13 protein-coding genes are annotated in these 14,693 nt (G+C 72.1%); 6 read left to right on the plus strand and 7 right to left on the minus strand.

The window, feature by feature from the left end:
- Positions 1 to 7 precede the first annotated feature (7 nt).
- Positions 8 to 1,537, plus strand: a complete 1,530-nt coding sequence (locus ASD16_RS14220) for a UxaA family hydrolase (protein WP_235523315.1) — start codon at positions 8 to 10, stop codon at positions 1,535 to 1,537.
- Positions 1,538 to 1,564: 27 nt separating this feature from the next.
- On the opposite strand, the gene ASD16_RS14225 is transcribed toward ASD16_RS14220, so the two are convergent.
- From ASD16_RS14225 to uxaC, 4 genes are all read right to left on the minus strand, one after another.
- The gene (locus tag ASD16_RS14225) at positions 1,565 to 1,846 is read right to left on the minus strand and encodes a hypothetical protein (RefSeq protein WP_055918696.1); all 282 of its coding nucleotides are present in this window, start codon (positions 1,844 to 1,846) and stop codon (positions 1,565 to 1,567) included.
- Between the two features lie 186 nt (positions 1,847 to 2,032).
- Positions 2,033 to 3,136: a sugar kinase gene (locus ASD16_RS14230; RefSeq protein WP_055918699.1), complete on the minus strand. Its 1,104-nt coding sequence runs from the start codon at positions 3,134 to 3,136 to the stop codon at positions 2,033 to 2,035.
- A gap of 46 nt (positions 3,137 to 3,182) precedes the next feature.
- Positions 3,183 to 3,812 carry a bifunctional 4-hydroxy-2-oxoglutarate aldolase/2-dehydro-3-deoxy-phosphogluconate aldolase gene (gene eda / locus ASD16_RS14235; protein ID WP_055918702.1) on the minus strand — a complete coding sequence of 210 codons (630 nt, stop codon included), beginning with the start codon at positions 3,810 to 3,812 and terminating at the stop codon, positions 3,183 to 3,185.
- A complete protein-coding gene (gene uxaC / locus ASD16_RS14240) occupies positions 3,809 to 5,293 on the minus strand; it encodes a glucuronate isomerase (protein WP_055918705.1) in 1,485 nt (494 codons plus the stop codon). Before uxaC ends, eda begins: the two co-directional genes overlap by 4 nt.
- 222 nt (positions 5,294 to 5,515) lie before the next feature.
- On the opposite strand from uxaC, the gene ASD16_RS14245 reads away from it, so the two are divergent.
- The 5 genes from ASD16_RS14245 to ASD16_RS14265 all read left to right on the plus strand — a co-directional run bounded on the left by ASD16_RS14245 (position 5,516) and on the right by ASD16_RS14265 (position 10,735).
- On the plus strand, positions 5,516 to 6,631 hold the full coding sequence (locus tag ASD16_RS14245) for a LacI family DNA-binding transcriptional regulator (RefSeq protein WP_055918708.1): 1,116 nt from the start codon (positions 5,516 to 5,518) through the stop codon (positions 6,629 to 6,631).
- Entirely contained in the window at positions 6,628 to 8,142 is a 1,515-nt protein-coding gene (locus ASD16_RS14250) for a mannitol dehydrogenase family protein (protein ID WP_055918712.1), read from the plus strand. Before ASD16_RS14245 ends, ASD16_RS14250 begins: the two co-directional genes overlap by 4 nt.
- 142 nt (positions 8,143 to 8,284) lie before the next feature.
- Positions 8,285 to 9,448, plus strand: coding sequence for a Gfo/Idh/MocA family protein (locus tag ASD16_RS14255; RefSeq protein ID WP_055918715.1), 1,164 nt, complete (start codon positions 8,285 to 8,287; stop codon positions 9,446 to 9,448).
- A complete protein-coding gene (locus ASD16_RS14260; RefSeq protein WP_055918718.1) occupies positions 9,445 to 10,323 on the plus strand; it encodes a sugar phosphate isomerase/epimerase in 879 nt (292 codons plus the stop codon). The genes ASD16_RS14255 and ASD16_RS14260 overlap by 4 nt, the downstream gene beginning before the upstream one ends.
- A 79-nt stretch (positions 10,324 to 10,402) precedes the next feature.
- On the plus strand, positions 10,403 to 10,735 hold the full coding sequence (locus tag ASD16_RS14265) for a hypothetical protein (RefSeq protein WP_055918720.1): 333 nt from the start codon (positions 10,403 to 10,405) through the stop codon (positions 10,733 to 10,735).
- A 24-nt stretch (positions 10,736 to 10,759) separates the two neighbouring features.
- Here the strand turns inward: ASD16_RS14265 and ASD16_RS14270 are convergent, their stop codons facing one another.
- Genes ASD16_RS14270 through ASD16_RS14280 form a run of 3 tightly spaced genes read right to left on the minus strand, consistent with a single transcriptional unit; the run spans position 10,760 to position 14,666 of the window.
- On the minus strand, positions 10,760 to 11,890 hold the full coding sequence (locus ASD16_RS14270) for an SGNH/GDSL hydrolase family protein (protein WP_055918722.1): 1,131 nt from the start codon (positions 11,888 to 11,890) through the stop codon (positions 10,760 to 10,762).
- Positions 11,890 to 13,908: an FAD-binding protein gene (locus tag ASD16_RS14275; RefSeq protein WP_055918729.1), complete on the minus strand. Its 2,019-nt coding sequence runs from the start codon at positions 13,906 to 13,908 to the stop codon at positions 11,890 to 11,892. The genes ASD16_RS14270 and ASD16_RS14275 overlap by 1 nt, the downstream gene beginning before the upstream one ends.
- Positions 13,908 to 14,666, minus strand: a complete 759-nt coding sequence (locus tag ASD16_RS14280) for a 3-ketoacyl-ACP reductase (protein ID WP_055918732.1) — start codon at positions 14,664 to 14,666, stop codon at positions 13,908 to 13,910. The genes ASD16_RS14275 and ASD16_RS14280 overlap by 1 nt, the downstream gene beginning before the upstream one ends.
- Positions 14,667 to 14,693 lie beyond the last annotated feature (27 nt).

Here is a 14,693-nt window from a genome sequence, read left to right on the forward strand (position 1 = left end):
TGACACCGTGACGACGACGCTCAGGCTGGCCGACTGCGTTCTCGTGCTGCGTCCCGACGACGACGTGGGCGTCGCGACCCGGGACCTGCAGTCCGGCACCGAGCTCGACACGCTCGTCGTCACGCAGAGTGTGCCGCGCGGGCACAAGCTCGCCGTGCGTGCCGTGGCCGCAGGGTCGCCCGTGCACAAGTACGGGCAGTCCATCGGCCGCGCCACGCGCGACATCGCCGTCGGCGACCACGTGCACTCCCACAACCTGGGCATGGACGACGACGAGCGCGCCTACGAGTTCGGCACCGCCCGCGTCGCCCTGCCACCACCCCCGGGCCCCGTCCGCACCTTCGACGGGTACGCGCGCAGCGACGGCCGCTGGGGCACCCGCAACTACGTCGGCATCGTCACCTCCGTGAACTGCTCCGCGTCGACCGCCCGGCTCATCGCCGACCAGTTCCGCGGCCGCGTCCTGGACGCCTACCCGCACGTCGACGGCGTCGTCGCCCTGACCCACGACACCGGCTGCGGCCTCGTCCCCACCAGCGAGGGCGCCCAGATCACCCGGCGCACCCTGCGCGGCTACGCCGACCACCCCAACATCGCCGGCCTGCTCGTCCTGGGCCTCGGCTGCGAGATGCTCCCCGCCGAGTCGCTCCTGGACGGCCTCGACCTCCCCGCCGACAAACCCGTCAGCACCCTGGTCATCCAGGAGACCGGCGGCATCCGGGCCACGGTGCGCGCCGGGGTTTCCGCCATCGAGGCGATGCTGCCGTCCATCGACGCGCTGCAGCGCACCCCCGCACCCGTCTCCGAGCTCGTGCTCGGCCTCAACTGCGGCGGGTCCGACGGGTACTCCGGCATCACCGCCAACCCCGCGCTCGGGCACGCGTCCGACCAGCTCGTCGCCCGCGGCGGCACCTCGATCCTCGCCGAGACCCCCGAGGTGTTCGGCGCCGAGCACCTCCTCCTGCGCCGTGCGGTCTCCCGTTCAGTGGGCCAGAAGCTGCTCGACCGCCTCGACTGGTGGAAGGGCTACACCGCGGCCGGCGGCGGCACCCTGGACAACAACCCCTCCCCCGGCAACAAGGCCGGCGGGCTGACCACCATCCTCGAGAAGTCCCTCGGCGCCGTCGCCAAAGGGGGCACCGCCGAGCTGGTCGAGGTCTACGAGTACGCCGAACCCGTCACCGCCCGCGGGTTCACCTTCATGGACACCCCCGGCTACGACCCCGTCTCGGTGACCGGCCTCGTCGCCGGCGGCGCCACCGTCGTCGTGTTCACCACCGGCCGCGGGTCCGTCCTCGGCTGCAAGCCGACACCGTCCATCAAGGTCGCGACGAACACCGCCACCTACCTGCGGATGACCGAGGACATGGACCTCAACGCCGGACGCATCGTCGACGGCACCGCGACCGTCGCGTCCGTCGGCGACGAGCTGTTCGAGCTGATCATCGCCGTCGCCTCCGGCAAGCAGACCGTTTCCGAGGAGCTCGACCTCGGCTCCGACGAGTTCGTCCCCTGGCAGCTCGGCGCCGTCACCTGAGCCGTCCCGGCGGGACCGGCCATCGCGTCAGTCGTCGAGCCAGCGCAGGACGGTCTTTCCGAAGACCCCCACCAGGGCGAGGCGTGACGTCACGCCGCACGACCGGCACACGAGGGCGTGGTTGACCCACGGCATGCCGTCGACCTGGTCGGTCCGTGCGACGTCCAGAGTCAGCGCCCGGCATCTCGGGCAGTGCAGCTGTCCCTCGGGGTCCAGCTCGAGTGACGCTCCAGGCATCGCGGTCGGCAACATCGAGTGGGTCACGGCGGGTACCTCCGGGGTGGTGCAGTCGGTGCGGGTGCTGGCCAAGTGCACCACGTCAAGGGTGGGCTCCGCCTGTCAGACCAGCGCGCGACCTGCACGCGCCGGCCCTCGTGGCCGGTCGTCGGTCACGACCGGCGCATCTCGCGATCCGGCGCATCTCGCGGTCCGGCGACGGGCGGCCGTCGTGGTCGGACCATGCTGCTTCCCGCGATGAACAGGGTCGCCCGGCGGTCAGCGGTCGACGCGGGCGCCGCCGCCGCCGGCCAGCTTGAGCACCTCGGCCTTGCTGACCATGGTCGTGTCTCCGGGGGTCGTCATGGCGAGGGCACCGTGCGCGGCGCCGTACTCGACGGCGGTCTGCAGGTCCTCGCCCGCGAGCAGACCGTAGGCGAGACCGGAGGCGAACGAGTCGCCGCCGCCGACGCGGTCGAGTATCTCCAGGCGCTCCCGGTGGGTGGCGCTGACCAGCCCGGTGCTCTTGGACCAGGCGATCGCGCCCCAGTCGTTGACCGTCGCGGAGTGCACGGTCCGCAGTGTCGTGGCGATGACCTGGAAGTTCGGGTAGGTCTCCGCCACGCGGTCGATCATGGCGGCGAACGACGAGAGGTCCAGGGCCGACAGGTTCTCGTCGACGCCTTCCACCTCGAAGCCGAGCGAGGCGGTGAAGTCCTCCTCGTTGCCGATCATCACGTCGATGTGCGGCGCGATCGCCCGGTTGACCTCCTGCGCACGCGCCTGGCCGCCCACGGCCTTCCAGAGGCTCGGCCGGTAGTTCAGGTCGTAGCTGACGATCGTTCCGTGCTTGCGCGCGATCGTGACGGCCTCGATCACGGTCTCCGCGGCCGTGTCCGACAGCGCCGCGTAGATGCCGCCCGTGTGGAACCAGCGCACCCCGAGCTCGCCGAACAGGTGCTCCCAGTCGACGTCCCCCGGGGCCAGCTGCGACGCGGCGGTGTGGCCACGGTCGCTCACACCGACCGCGCCACGGACCCCGAATCCGCGCTCGGTGAAGTTGAGCCCGTTGCGGACCTGGCGACCGATGCCGTCGTAGGGCACCCACTGGATGAACGAGGTGTCCAGCCCGCCGGTCAGGATGAGGTCCTCGACCAGCCGCCCGACCTCGTTGTCCGCGAGAGCGGTGACGATCGCGGTCCGCAGCCCGAACGCGCGCCGCAGCCCGCGGGACACGTTGTACTCACCGCCGCCCTCCCAGGCGCGGAACGATCGCGCCGTGCGGATGCGACCCTCGCCGGGGTCGAGGCGCAGCATGACCTCGCCGAGGGAGACAGCGTCGTAGCGTGTCTCGCCCGCGGGGCGGATGACCAGGTCGGACATGGGCGGGTGTTCCTTCGCGATCGAGGTCGGAGGTGAGCGACCGAGGTCAGGGGTGGGCGACGAGGCTGACGGCTTCGGCCGTGAGGTCCCGGACGGCGTCGAGGTCGCCGCCGCGGATGAGGTCCCGGGGAACCATCCACGAGCCGCCGACGGCCCGGACGGAGGGAAGCGCCAGGTACTCGGCCAGGTTGCTCGGCCCGATTCCTCCCGTCGGCACGAACCCGACGTCGCCGAACGGCGCGGCGAGCGCGGCGACGGCCTTGGCGCCGCCGGAGGTGCCGGCGGGGAAGAACTTCACCGTGGTCAGGCCGAGCTCGAGCGCCGCCTGCACCTCCGTGGCCGTGACCGCGCCGGGCAGGGCGAGGATGCCGTGCTCCTGGCAGCGCTCGACGACCGCGCGGCTGGTGCCCGGCGACACGACGTAGGACGCACCCGCGGCCACCGCGTCGTCGACCTGCCCCGGGGTCAGCACCGTGCCCGCACCCACGAGGACGTCGCCGCGGGCTGCGATGGCCCGGATCGCGTCGGCGGCGGCCGCGGTCCGGAACGTGACCTCGGCGACGGGAAGCCCCCCGTCGACGAGGGCCTGCGCCAGCGCGTCGGCGTGGGAGGCGTCGTCGATCACGACGACGGGGACCAGGCGGTGCGCCGCGAGGCGCTCCAGGATGTCGCTCACTTGTGCTCCTTCGCACCGTGCTCGGGCCCGCTCGACTGCGGGAAAGCGTTTGCCGTCTTCGGTGGAGCATACGCCTGACGCGGGATCCGGTACGCGAGATCCACCGCGGTCTCGATCGCCTCGTCAGCGTCGAGCCGGTGCTCTGCGACGAGCCGGGCGAGGAAGCCGGCGTCGATGCGCCGGGCCAGGTCGTGCCGCGCGGGGATCGAGCAGAAGGCGCGCGTGTCGTCGACGAACCCCGTGGTGTTGGCGAACCCCGCCGAGTCGGTCACTGCCTCCCGGAAGCGCCGCATGCCGTCCGGCGTGTCCAGGAACCACCATGGCGCGCCCAGTCGCACCGCCGGGTACACGCCCGCGATCGGGGCCAGCTCACGGCTGAACGTGTCCTCGTCCACCGTGAACAGGACCAGTCGCAGACCGGGGTGGTGCCCGAACGCCTCCAGGACCGGGCGCAGGGCGCGCACGTACTCGGTGCTGACCGGGATGTCGTAGCCGACATCGGGACCGCGCAGGTCCGCGACCGCCCGGTCGTGGTCACGCAGGACGCCCGGGTGGAGCTGCATCACCAGGCCGTCCTCGGCCGACATGCGGGCCATCTCGAACAGCATGTGCCCCGAGAACGCCTGCGCATCTGCCGCGTCGACCTCACCGCGCAGGGCCGCCGACACGATCCGCTCGGCCTCGGCCACGCTCAGCGGGGTCGTGTCCGCGGAGAGATGCCCGTGGTCCGTGGCGCGCGCACCGGCCACGACGAACGCGCGACGACGCTCCTCGAGCGCGTGCACCAGGTCGCGGTACCCGCTGATCGCGACACCCGAGCGCTCCTCGAGCAGCGCGACGTCCGCCTGCCAGCCGGGCCGGTCGACGTGCAGCAGCGCGTCGGGGCGGAACGTCGGCACGATCCGGTCGCCCCAGCCGCGGTCCGCCAGGTCCGCGTGGTCGGCGAGCGTCGCGGTCGCCGCGTCGGTCGTGGCCAGGATCTCGATGCCGAACTCGTCGAAGAGCGCCAGCGGCCGGAACGCCGGCTTCTCCAGGCGCTCCGAGAGGAGGTCGAAGAGCCGGTCGGCGGAGTCCGCCGAGGGCCGTTCGTCCAGCCCGAACACCTCGACGAAGACGTGCTCGAGCCAGTAGCGCGTGGGCGTCCCGCGGAACAGTGGCCAGTGCGTCGCGAAGGTCCGCCAGACCTCGCGCGGGTCCGCGACGACGCCCGGCCGGTCCCGACGCGGAACCCCGAGGGCGTCGTGCGGCACACCCTGGGACACCAGCATGCGGACCAGGTAGTGGTCGGGCGTGACCAGCAGCGACGCAGGGTCCGTGAACGGCTCGTCATGCGCCAGCAGCCCCGCGTCGACGTGGCCGTGCATGGAGACGATCGGCAGGGTCGCGGTCGCCGCGAGGATCTCCCGGGCGATCGGACGCACGACGGGGTCGCTGGGCAACGCCCGGTCGGGGTGCAACGACCACCCGGTCTCGCTCACCATCGAATCCTCCTCGGACACCTGTCTGGACTGCTGGCGCACGTCGCCGAGAAGGACCTCGATGACGCTCGGTGCAAACGCATTCATCGCACCCAACCAGGTGAACGGGCTGGCCACAAGCCCTGCGCCGCAGACATCCCGGATGTCGGGACGACACTTGCGACGCGCGGACGCGGCGTGCTGAAATCGCATTCATTCATCCAGGGGTCGAGGCAAGGAGGGACTGTGGTGGTCACGTTGCGCGATGTCGCGCGAGCCGCGGGCGTCTCGCCGGCGACGGCCTCCCGCGCGCTCAGCGCCCCTGATCTCGTCGCCCCGGCGCGCCGGGAGCACGTCCAGCAGGTCGCCCGCGATCTCGGCTACCGGCCGAACCGGGCCGCGCGGGAGCTCATCACGGGGCGCACCGGGAACCTCTGCCTGGTGGTGCCGGACCTCGAGAACCCGTTCTTCGCCGCCGTCGCCAAGGGCGTCCAGGCGCGTGCGCGTGCTCTCGGGTTCGCGCTGCTCGTCGCGGACGCCGAGGAGGACCCGCGCCTGGAGAGCGAGCTGGTCGGGCACCTCGGCGCCCAGGTGGACGGCGTCATCCTCTGCTCCCCGCGGATGACCGACCTCGAGCTCGACCGGCTCGGTCGGGACGTGCTCGACGACGACGTCCCGCTGCTGCTCGTCAACCGGCTGCACGGCGGGCTGCCGTCCGTCGTGATCGACAACGCGGACGGCGTCCGACAGGCCGTGACCCACCTCTACGCGCTCGGCCACCGCCGCATCGGCTACGCCGGCGGCCCGGTCGGCTCGTGGTCCGACGCGCAGCGCCGGCGCGGGCTCGAGCACGCGTCGCACGGCCTGCGCAGCATCGACGTCGTCGACCTGGGGCACTTCCCTCCCCTGTTCGGCGGCGGGGTCGCGGCCGGCGACCTGGTCGCGGCGAGCGGTGTCACGGCCGTCCTCGCGCACAACGACCTGCTCGCGCTCGGCATCCTGAGCAGGCTGCGGGCCCGTGGTGTGCGCGTCCCCGAGGACGTCTCCGTCGTGGGGTACGACGACATCCCGGCGGCGACCCTGGTCTCGCCGACGCTCACCACCGTCACCGTCCCGCTGGCCAGGCTGGGCCGGGCGGCGGTGGACCTGCTCATCGAGACCGGCTCCGTCCCGACGGCGACGGAGTCCGCACTGGCCGCCGCCGTGACGGCAGCCGAGCGGACGCGGCACGCGACACCGGCGATCACGATCGGTTCCGAGGGCGCCGCGGACGTCCCGGCGTCGGTGCTCATCGGCGTCGAGCTGGTCGTCCGGGCGTCCACCGGCGTGGCGTCCGCGCACTCGTCGGCGGCCGGCGAATGACCGACACCGCCGCCGTGCCGCGGCTCTCGCGCGCGACCCTCAGCGCCTCCCGGCTGCCGTCCGGGGTGCAGCCGCCAGCCGTCGACCCGGCGGACCTGAGCATCGGGCTGGTCCACCTCGGGCTGGGCGCGTTCCACCGGGCGCACCAGGCCGTGTTCACCGAGGACGCGGCCGCGGCCACGGGCGAGAACCGATGGGGCATCCTCGGCGTCACGCAGCGCAGCGCCCGCGTCAAGGAGCAGCTCGCGCCGCAGGACGGTCTCTACGGCGTCCTGACCAAGGGCACCGCCGAGACGTCGCTGCGGCTGGTCGGATCGTTGCGCGACGTGGCGTTCCCGGGGACCGACACCCCCCACGTGCTCAGCACGGTCGCCGCGCCGACCACGCACGTCGTCACCCTGACCGTGACGGAGAAGGGGTACCGACGGGCATCCGACGGCCGACCGGACCTGGCCGACCCCGACCTCGCGGCGGACCTCGGCGCGCTGGCGTCGGAGCTGCGCGGAGGCCGGCCGGACGCGCCGGCCCGCTCACCTCTCGGGATGCTCCTGCGCGGGCTCGCCCTGCGGGCGAGGCACGACGCCGGGAACCTCACCGTGGTCTGCTGCGACAACCTCGCCGACAACGGCGCCGTGCTGGCCACGCTGGTCGGCGCCACCCTGGACGCCGTGCCACACGGTGACCGGCTCCGGGAGTGGATCGAGGACTCGGTGCGCTTCCCGGGGACGATGGTCGACCGGATCGTGCCCGCGACGACCGACGCGCACCGCGCCGAGGCGCAGTCGCTCCTCGGGCTGAGCGATGCCGGCCTGGTGATCGGCGAACCGTTCACGCAGTGGGTCATCCAGGACACGTTCGCCGGGCCACGCCCCGCCTGGGAGCGCGCTGGAGCGACGCTCACCGAGGACGTCGCGCCGTACGAGCGCGCCAAGCTGCGCGTGCTGAACGCCAGCCACTCGACGCTCGCCTACCTGGGAGCGCTGCGAGGTCACACGACGATCGCGCAGGCGGTCGCCGACCCGGCGCTGGAGGCCACAGCCCGGTCGCTCGTGGACGACGACGTGCTGCCGACCCTGGTCGCACCCGACGGCATGGACCTCGCGCAGTACCGGGACGACGTCCTGGCGCGGTTCGCCAACCCGAATACCGGGCACACCACCGTGCAGGTCGCCATGGACGGGTCGCAGAAGCTGCCGCAGCGGCTGCTCGGCACGGTCCGCGACCGGCTCGACAGCGGGTCCGTCCCGACCGCCGCGGCCGGAGCCGTCGCCGCCTGGATCGCCTACGTGCGGGCGACCTCGCAGGGCGAGCTCGAGGTCGAGGGCCGTCGGATCGGGCTCGACGACCCGTTGGCACCGACCCTCGCCGCGGCCGCCGCCGGGCCGCTCGACTCGCTGGCCGACCGGATGCTCGACGTGCAGGCCGTGTTCGGCGACGACCTGGCGGGGTCGGACGCGTTCCGCTCGGCCGTCCGTGGTGCCGTCGCAGACCTGGTGAGCATCCGGGCGTAGCCGGGGGGCGACCGTGCGTGCCGGTTGCGGGCGCATAGAGAACAGCTCCGAAGCCTTGACGGGACCGCGCTGCCGTAGGCTACGCTGGAAAGCGCATTCCACACTCCGACCGACATCGCGGTCCAGAACACTCGGAGCACTCATGACGACCCGCACCCTGCGCATCGGGATGAACGGCATCACCGGCCGGATGGGCTACCGCCAGCACCTCGTCCGCTCGATCCTGTCGATCCGCGACCAGGGCGGCGTCACGCTCGAGGACGGCACGCGCGTGCAGGTGGAGCCGATCCTCGTCGGCCGCAACGCCGACAGGGTCCGCGAGCTGGCGGAGCTGCACGGGGTCGAGCACTGGACGACGGACGCGGACGCGGTCATCAACGACCCCACGGTCGACATCTACTTCGACGCCCAGGTGACCAGCCGCCGGTACTCGGCGCTCACGGCCGCGATGAAGGCCGGCAAGCACATCTTCACGGAGAAGCCGACGGCCGAGACGCTGGCGGAGGCGATCGACCTCGCCCGCCTGCGCGAGAGCACGGGCGTCACGGCAGGCGTGGTGCACGACAAGCTGTACCTGCCGGGTCTGGTCAAGCTGCGCCGCCTGGTGGACGAGGGCTTCTTCGGCCGGATCCTGTCGCTGCGCGGCGAGTTCGGCTACTGGGTGTTCGAGGGCGACGGCCAGGAGGCCCAGCGCCCCAGCTGGAACTACCGCAAGGAGGACGGCGGCGGCATCGTCGTCGACATGTTCTGCCACTGGAACTACGTGCTGGAAGGCATCCTCGGCACGGTCAGGACGGTGAACGCGCAGACCGCGACGCACATCCCGACGCGCTGGGACGAGCAGGGCACGGCGTACGACGCCACCGCCGACGACGCCGCGTACGGCATCTTCGAGATCGAGACGCCGGGCGGCGACCCGGTGGTCGCGCAGATCAACTCCTCGTGGGCCGTGCGCGTGTACCGCGACGAGCTGGTCGAGTTCCAGATCGACGGCACGCACGGCTCGGCGGTCGCAGGGCTGAACAAGTGCGTCGCCCAGCAGCGCGCGCACACGCCGAAGCCGGTGTGGAACCCGGACCTGCCCGTCACGGAGTCGTTCCGCGACCAGTGGCTCGAGGTGCCGGCCAACGGTGACCTGGACAACGGCTTCAAGCTGCAGTGGGAGGAGTTCCTGCGCGACGTCGTCGCCGGGCGCACCCACCGGTTCGACCTGCTGTCGGCCGCGCGCGGTGTGCAGCTCGCCGAGCTGGGCCTGCAGTCGTCGGCGGAGGGCCGGCGTCTCGACGTCCCCACCATCGAGCTGTGACCGGCGACGTCAGCCGGCTGTCGCTGAACACGGCGACGACCAAGCGCTGGACCCTGCGGGAGGCTGTCGACGGAGCCGTCCGTGCCGGGCTCCCCGCGATCGGCGTCTGGCGCGACCGCGTCCAGGAGGCCGGTGTCGGCGAGTCCGCCAAGATCATCGCGGATGCCGGTCTGCGGGTCTCGTCGCTGTGCCGCGGCGGGTTCCTGACCGCCGACGACGACGCGGCCGCGACGGCTGCGCTCGACGACAACCGTCGCGCGATCGTCGAGGCGGCGACGCTCGGCACGCGCGAGCTGATCATGGTCGTCGGCGGTCTGCCCGCCGCGAGCGCACCCGGCGGCCCGGCACTGCCCGGGACGGCCGGGCGCGACATCGTCGGCGCACGCCAGCGGGTCGCCGACCGCATCGGGGAGCTCGCGCCGTTCGCGGCCGGGCACGGCGTCCGGCTGGTCCTGGAGCCGCTGCACCCGATCTTCGCGGCGGACCGCGCGGTCATCTCGACGCTCGGCCAGGCGCTCGACATCGCGGAGCCGTACCCGGCGGACGTCGTCGGCGTCGTGATCGACACGTACCACGTGTGGTGGGACCCGGACCTGCAGCGGCAGGTCGCCCGCGCAGGCTCGTCGGGACGGATCGCGAGCTACCAGGTCTGCGACTGGACCCTGCCGCTGGCGGCCGACGCGCTGCTGTCACGCGGGCACGTGGGCGACGGGTACATCGACTTCGCGACGATCACGCGGTGGGTCGCCGAGACCGGCTACACCGGGGACGTCGAGGTCGAGATCTTCAACCAGTCCATCTGGGACACCCCCGGCGACGAGACGGTCGCGACGCTCGCGGACCGTTACGTGCGGCTGGTCCTGCCGTACCTCTGAGCGAGGTGCAGCGCCAGGCCTCGGGTGTGTCCGCAGGCAGACTCGGCCGGTCACCGACGACGCATGGGACCCTCTGATCGTGGCTGACGACGAGGCTCTGCCGGACGGGATCGACCCCGAGATCTGGTTCGAGTGCATCCATCATCCGGGGTCTCGGGACTACCTCGTCAGCGAACCGTGGCAGACCTCTCCCGGACGGATGCAGGCGTGGTGCGAGACGCGGCACGTGTGGTTCCGCGTGTCGAAGAGCAGCCTGCCGGAACACCTCCCGCTCCCCACGCGCTATTGGGTCCAGGGGTTCTTGGTGGGCAACGTTCCTCGTCAGCCCGACGATGACGATGACGACGCTGCCGCCGTGAACGAGTGGCGAGCGAGTGCGCATCACTTCATTGCCACCGGCAGATGGCCGTGACAACCGCGCACTCAGTCCGACCCGTCAGGCCGACAGACCTCGCAGCACGGCGCCGAACCGCTTGCCGATCAGGCGGTGTGCGTCCGCGTCCGGGTGCATGAGGTCGCGCATGGGCAGGTCGTCCCAGTCGGGCCAGCCATACAGGGACGAGCCGTCGACGTAGGTCAGTGCGCTGTCCGCGCGGGCGTCGACGACCGCGCGCAGCACGGACCGGATGACCGTCAGGGTCAGCTTGCCGTCGGCGACCTCGGACGCGTGGCCAGTGGTGCGGAAGACGGACGGGTCGGCAGGGTCGAGCGACGTCGGCCCCGGGGTGGTCTCGACGAGGGGGCACAGGAGCGGCGAGACGACCACCAGCGGCGTGGTCGGATGTCCCTCGCGGACGGTGTCGAGGAAGCCGTGCACCGCGGGGGCGAAGGCGCGCAGGTGGATCGCGTCGTGGTTGACCACGTTGATGCCGAGCTTGAGGGTGATGACGTCGGCGGGCTGGTCGCGGATAGCGCGGGCGACGAACGGGTCGAGTACGGCGTTGCCGGAGAACCCGAGGTTGACCAGGTCCAGTCCGGCGATGCGGGCTGCCACCATCGGCCAGGCACCGAGGGCTGAGGCGGCACCGGCGCCGTGGCTGATGGACGAGCCGTGGTGGACCCAGCGAGGGGCGTCCACCGGGCCAGGCGCCGACACGGGCGCGTCGGTGGTCAGAGCGACGAGCCGCGTGGTCTCCCCCGGCGGCAGCCAGATCTCGACCGCCCGCTCGGCGGTGCCGTCGCCGCCGAGGACGAGGTCCACGACCCCCACGGGCCCGGGTCGCTCGACGGTCGTCCCGGCGATCGGTTCGAGAGCGATGACGCCGGCCGCGGACGCGGTCCCCGAGGGCTGCGGGACCACCACCCCGTCGACGAGGACGTCATAGGGCTGCGGTTCGGCGGGCGGTGCGGGATCGACGGCGACGCGAAGGACGGCCACGTCGAGGGAGGCGTGGCGTGCCGCGGACCGGAACCGCAGCCGGACGCCGGACGGCTGGGACTCGACCATGGCCAGGAAGTCGTCGGGAAACTGCGCCCGCGTCCAGGCCGGGAGCCGATGGGGCAGCCCGTCCTCGACCCATGCCGCACCGCGGATCTCGACCCGCGGGTCCGGCAGCTCCAGACGCATCAGTGGATGTTCCCGTGCTCTCGGAACTCCCGCCAGACGTTCTCGAAGAAGTCGTCGTCCTCGGGGATCGGCCGGCGCGGACGCCACCGGAACACCGGCTCSCCGGCGGGGTCGTCGGGGTCGCGGGGAACGACGGGCCGCCAACCAGACGCCGGCACCCAGGACGTCTCCTGCACCTCGTCGTCGAGCGCGCCGCCGTCGAGGGTGAACCGGAACACGGACGGCAGCTCGGTCAGGCCGTGCGGGATGCTCCCCGACGGGTCGGTGTAGAGGACCGAGCCGCGCGACCGGCCGCCGTGCGCGACGTAGTCGGCCATCGCGGACAGGTACACGTACGCGCTGGTCAGGATGTCGCGGACCAGGAACGTGCGGTTGATGGAGCGGCGCGACGACGCATCCGCAGAGACGGTCGACTCGTACGTCGACAGCCACTCGTGGACCTGGACCAGCGCCTCCTGGATCGACTCCGCGGAGCGCACCGGGCCGGCCTTGGCGCTCATGAGGACCTGGACCTCGCGCAGGAGGTCGCCGGTGTTGTCGGGGATGCCGGAGGCGGCTCGGGCAGAGGCCGCCTCGACGAGGGAGATTGCAGCGTCGAGCACCGGACCGGCGGCCTCGTCGAAGGGCGACGGGTCCGCCGTGCGGCGCGCCGCGATGAACTGCGCCGCCCGCGTCGCGCCGACCTGCCCACTGTTCAGCGCGGCGCCGCCGGGGCGGTAGACGCCGTGCGCACCGCCGGCCTCGCCGACCGGGAAGAACCCCGCGATGTTCGACTGCCACCAGGCGTCGACCACGAGCCCGCCGTTGTTGTGCTGAGCACACACGTCGACCTCGAGCATGGTCGTCTCGAGGTCCACGTACGGGTTCTTGCCCAGGTAGAACTGGTACGCAGGCTCGTTCATCCGCCGCAGCCGCTCGATCGGCGTGCCGAACAGGACGCCCGCGCGGTCGAGGTACTCGTACGCCTCGGGGCTCAGGGCAGACGGGTCGAAGTCGGGATGCACCGGGTTCCGACGGAAGTCGAGGAACACCCGACGCCCGCGCAGCACGGTCTCGCGGTAGACGAGCAGGTCGATCAGGGACGAGCCGTCGAGCGCCTTCCGGATGTCGAAGGGCCACTGGTAGCCCTTGAGGAACACCAGCGACATGAGCTGGCCGTAGTCAGGGATGGCCTCGGTCAAGAACTCTCGCGGGTCCTCGCCAGAGGCGTCCGTCGACACGAACGTCGGGATGACCTGCATGTACGTGCCGGACACGTTCCAGCGCGGGTGCGTCGAGGCCAGACCGAACTGCCACTCGGTGAGGTTCTTGCCGTGCACGCCCGCGCGGTACGCGGCGCCGGACGCACCCCACTGGCCGTTGGGGAAGACGCGCGTCGCGTACATCCCGGCGGGGCCGCCGGTCGCGTAGACGATGTTGGTGCAGCGGAACAACAGGAACGGGGACTCGACGCCGTCGTGCGGCACGTCGGTGCGCAGCACGAGCAGCCCGGCGACGGCGCCGTCCTGGACGATCACGTCGACCACGCGGCACTCGTCGTAGATCTGCGTGCCGTTGCGGTGGACCTTCTTCTCCAGCTGCTCCACCATCGACCGGCTGGTGTACGGGCCGACGGACGTCGCGCGACGACGCGGGTCGTGGTCGGTCTTGTAGCCGATGAACTCGCCGTACCGGTTCTGCGGGAAGGGCACGCCCAGGTCGCACAGGCGCAGAAATCCACGAGCAGAGAGGGCGGCTTCCGCCAACGCGTTGTCGCCGTCCATCGCCCCGCCGGAGTAGAGCGTCTCGGCCATCTCCCGCACGGAGTCGCCGTCGCCGCCCGAGAGCGTGAGCTTGTAGTAGGTCTGCTTGTCCGAGCCGGCGTTGCGCGACGAGCCGGCGTTGACCTTGTCGGCGACCATGACGAGGTCGGTCTGGCCGAGCTCCCACAGGCGGTCGGCCGCGCAGAACCCCGCGGAGCCGGTGCCGACGACGACGGTGTTGACGGTGACGACGGGGACGCCTTCGAGGGACGTCATCACAGCACCGGGATGTGCATGCCGCCGTCGACGTGGAACACCTCGCCGGTCGAGTACGGGGTCTGCCCGGACGCCAGGACCGACACCGCGCCGGCGACGTCGGACGGACGGCCCCAGCGGTTGATGGGCGCCAGGCCCTCGGCGATGAGCGCGTCGTACTTCTCGGTGACGCCCGCGGTCATGTCGGTGGCGATCACCCCGGGCCGCACCTCGTAGACGACGATCCCCTCGGGCGCGAGGCGCACCGCGAACAGCTGCGTGGCCATGGCGACGCCGGCCTTGGAGATGCAGTAGTCGCCGCGGTTGGTGGAGACGGTGGTCGCGGAGATGGAGGACACGTTGATCACCGTGGCGCGGGGAAGGCGGTCGGCTCCCAGGGAGATCACTCGGTTCGCGAACGTCTGCGTCAGGAAGTACGGCCCGCGCAGGTTGATGCCCAGCACCCGGTCGAAGCTCTCGGCGCCGGCCTCGAGGAGGTCCGCCCGCACGCTGGGAGCGACCCCGGCGTTGTTCACCAGCAGGTCGAGGCGACCCCAGGCCTCGACCGCGTCGTCGACGAACCGGGCGTGGTCCTCGAGGTCGGCCACCGAGCCGCGCACGTAGCGGACCCGGCCAGGGGCGTCGAGCGACTCCAGGAGCTCGGTCGGCTCCTCGCGGGTGGCGAGGATCGAGACCGCGAAGCCGTCAGCGAGCAGCCGCTGCGTGATTCCGAGGCCGATCCCCCGATTACCCCCGGTGACCAGTGCGACTGCCGGCATCGTTGCCCTACCTCCGTGTGCGGGACG

Origin of the sequence: Cellulomonas sp. Root485, from assembly GCF_001426705.1 — a bacterium.
Lineage (GTDB): Bacteria > Actinomycetota > Actinomycetes > Actinomycetales > Cellulomonadaceae > Cellulomonas.